Raw genomic sequence first — 3,441 nt, forward strand, 5'->3', positions numbered from 1 at the left:
CCAAATAGAAATATTTTACCTAATTAATCAATTTACTGAATTCAAATCCAATTATTTGAACAAATCATTCCTCGTTTATATTTTGATTCATAGTTATGTTTCAAAAATATATAGAGCATCAAAAACATAGTGGACATATTACCTACTAAAGTCTTCTTTTTAAAGAAGCCCCTTTTTCCGTAATTTTCTTATAATTCTAAATTATCCGAATATTAACATTAGTGTCCTTCCGCCAAGGAACAAAATAACAAGTGATATACTTCCAAATATAACTCCCAACTTATATTTTAGTTTAGTATCTATTTTGTAGGCCAAAGGCGTCAAAAGTCCGCAAAATATGCAACCAAGATAAAGATAGGTTAGCCCTCTACTTATGATATGAAACAACGGTGTAGGATTTGGCGGATTATTAAAAATTCCAGTTTTGCTGACCTCCCAAAAAGCTTTTATGCCACCAAAAGGCATCAGAAGAAACATGAGGAATTGAAGCAGGCAAACAACAAAAGCTATATAATATAATTTTTTCATAGTGATTTAATCAGGAAAATCTTTGGACAAAGTAATACAACCATAATCATGATGGACTTTACCCGAAAATTAGCATCAATAACTTTCCTCCCGAAAGCAAAATCACTACAGAAGTGATTCCAAATATTATTTCTAGCTTATATTTTAACGGAAGTTTCATCTTATAAGCCAATGGGATTATAATGCCACAAATTAATACGGCAAAATATACATATGTCAATGCCCTGTTCATAAAAAGAAACCAGAACGAGGGTTGTGCTACAGGATTAAACATACCGAATTCCGCTGATTTCCGAAAAGCATCAATTGAACCAAAAGGTATAAACGCGAACATCAAAACCTGAAGTAAGCAAAGGGCGAAGCAAATATAAAATAGTGTTCTCATTAGTATTATTAATCCAAAGCGCGAATATGACTCCCATAATATTTAGGAATTTATTCATTTTTAGAATTCAGCATTGCACCCATCAATAATCTTCACATTTTCTGCTACCCTCACTTTTTCTATCTCCTTCCAATCCTTATAAGGGAGCTTATATCTTTCATCAAAAAAATATAACCTCCAGCGCCAAAAGGCAAAAGGATTTTTTGTAAATAGGCGATACACTTGTTTATCCTTTAAGTTTGGTCGAGCCAAAAGACAGGAGTTATGCCTATTTTTCATCATTTCAAAATTACGGCTCATGAATTGGGTAAAGGTCATCGTTCCGTTGTAATTGCTGTACCGATAATATCTTTCATCGACAGATATTTGTATCAGTGCGGAAATTGGTGGTATATTGGATAAAATTATTATACACCCGATAATGATTAAGATTTTTTTTCTATGTTTCATATCTCTAAATTAGTTACAATCAGTACTTAGTTTTCCAGTTCCACTCCCCAATGAAGCTCCGGGAACTGAATATTGAACCTTAAATTTAATGGCATTATACAATCCATTTGGAGTTTTACGATAATTTTTTCCAGTTCCAGCACCCGTCCAATCTGCAACGACAACCCACATACCAAAAGAATTAAAAACGTCCAATGCGAAAGTCGTACAGTTATAATCTGTCATATCGTAATTCTTTTTCCCTTTAATTTTTGCTGTTGATAATATAGTTTCAAATTGCGAATGATCTACTGTCATGGAAAAACTTGCGTCGTAAGCATGAGCTTCATTGTCAACCACCATTCCCTTAACTGTTTGCTGTAATGCAGCTTTCTTGTATTTTTCAGGATAAAATCCAATTGTTTTAGTTACTGTAGTCGAACCATTTGTTTTGGTCAGTTCAATAAATGTGTGCCCTGGTTCAAGTGCTGTATTAACCAAAGCGTTTGGGTTGCTATTAACCGGTACATCTGCACAAATTTTTATACCATACACTGTGTTCGCATTTGTTGGCACGTTTTCAAAACATTCGAATTCATCTTCCAAAATAATTGAATCAGAAGCAACAATTAGTTCATATTTTTCGCCTGGATCTTCTGTATTAACAGAACCTGAGCCACTTCCACCCGAACCACCTGGCCCATAAGGATCTGTTGGTGACGACCCATTTTCTGGAATACAGTCATGATAATCCTCAATAGCATCCATAGCAATGGCCGCTTGATCCGTACAAGGGCCTCCAAAAGAGTTTACCAAATTCCATACAGCGTCCTGAAATCTTTTATATTTCGCCTCACAAAAATCGCCTTTATGGGTCTTACTAATCGTAGGATATTCTGGCACCCACGAAGGAGACGCACCACTTCGGATCAATTGCAGATACAACACTCCATAATATTGTTCAATCCAGCTATACAGACCTCTTGGAACGTAACACTGTCCAACTATTTGCACGTCTTTTAAATCCCCGCCTAGATCCATCCGCTTCTTCACATCCCGAGTGGCCTGTATTTTACCAAATGGCATTTTTCTCGCAGAGCTTATTTTCTCCAAAGACATACGCTTATATTCTTCATATAATCTGTCCATATCTTTTCGGAGCTCCAGGCTGTTATTTATTTTCTCGTAATTCTCTACATAGTATTCCTGAAGCTTTTTCAAGTGACCTTCAACATTTGTAGAGGTGCCAATTTGGCTCTCATCAGAAAAATAAGCAACTGCATTATTTACTGGTTCCAAATAACTTCCCAGAAGCATGAAGATCTCTTCCCCTTTTGCTACTGGGTGTTCCTTTTTTACTTTACTCAGCAGATAAGGCATCCAACGGCCATTGTGAGCCTGCCCCCATTTAAATAATATTTGTTCTTCTGTTAACTGAGGTTTGGAAACTTCAATTTGTCCTTCACTTTTCTTACATGAATTCAGAAATAGGACACACAGCCAGATAAGGCAGCATGAGAGGAGCGCTAATTTTTTCATTATTTGATATTAATTTTTTACTGACCGCAAAGCTAAATATTAAAACGAAATATGCAAAACATAATCACCTCCTCAAAGTAGCTTTCAGATAATAAACTTGACTGCCACTTACTTTAGTTTCCTCCAGTCCTAAGTCTTCCTCCTTCGGTAAATCTAATGCCTAAATCCCTATACCAGCCTCTTCAGCATATCAATTGCAAACATAGGCATCTTCGAAAATGCAAACCATTTCGTCCCCAAATCCTTCAGCGATGCCCCAATATGATAAACCTCTGTGCCATCAATGATCAAAAACCGATCATGCGCATTTTTAAACTGCTTAATCGTTACCGGCTCATACTGCTGATCATGCTTCTTCTTGTCCAGCAATAGCTGCTTGCTAATGTCCTTCGTATAAATAGTTAACGAAACACCACTAGCCCGTTTAGTAAACAAATTCAAAACAGTATCATCAACGTAATTGTCAATCAGCACAATCGACTGTTTAGCAGATCTAATGAGATCAGCAATAAAAACATAAGCATCAAACACCTGACCGTCGTAGAATATTCCTTGCTTAG

At 36.2% G+C, this 3,441-nt stretch carries 2 protein-coding genes and 1 pseudogene; all 3 read right to left on the reverse strand.

Going from position 1 to position 3,441, the window contains the following annotated elements:
• Positions 1-973: 973 nt before the first annotated feature.
• A complete protein-coding gene (locus tag R2Q78_RS21800; protein ID WP_316794733.1) occupies positions 974-1,363 on the reverse strand; it encodes a hypothetical protein in 390 nt (129 codons plus the stop codon).
• 9 nt (positions 1,364-1,372) lie between these two features.
• Positions 1,373-2,881 carry a hypothetical protein gene (locus R2Q78_RS21805; RefSeq protein ID WP_316794734.1) on the reverse strand — a complete coding sequence of 503 codons (1,509 nt, stop codon included), beginning with the start codon at positions 2,879-2,881 and terminating at the stop codon, positions 1,373-1,375.
• Between the two features lie 168 nt (positions 2,882-3,049).
• Positions 3,050-3,441 (reverse strand): annotated as a pseudogene (locus R2Q78_RS21810) (ORF6N domain-containing protein); the annotation flags it as partial.

The sequence above is a fragment of the Pedobacter frigoris genome (assembly GCF_032678645.1).
GTDB lineage: Bacteria > Bacteroidota > Bacteroidia > Sphingobacteriales > Sphingobacteriaceae > Pedobacter > Pedobacter frigoris_A.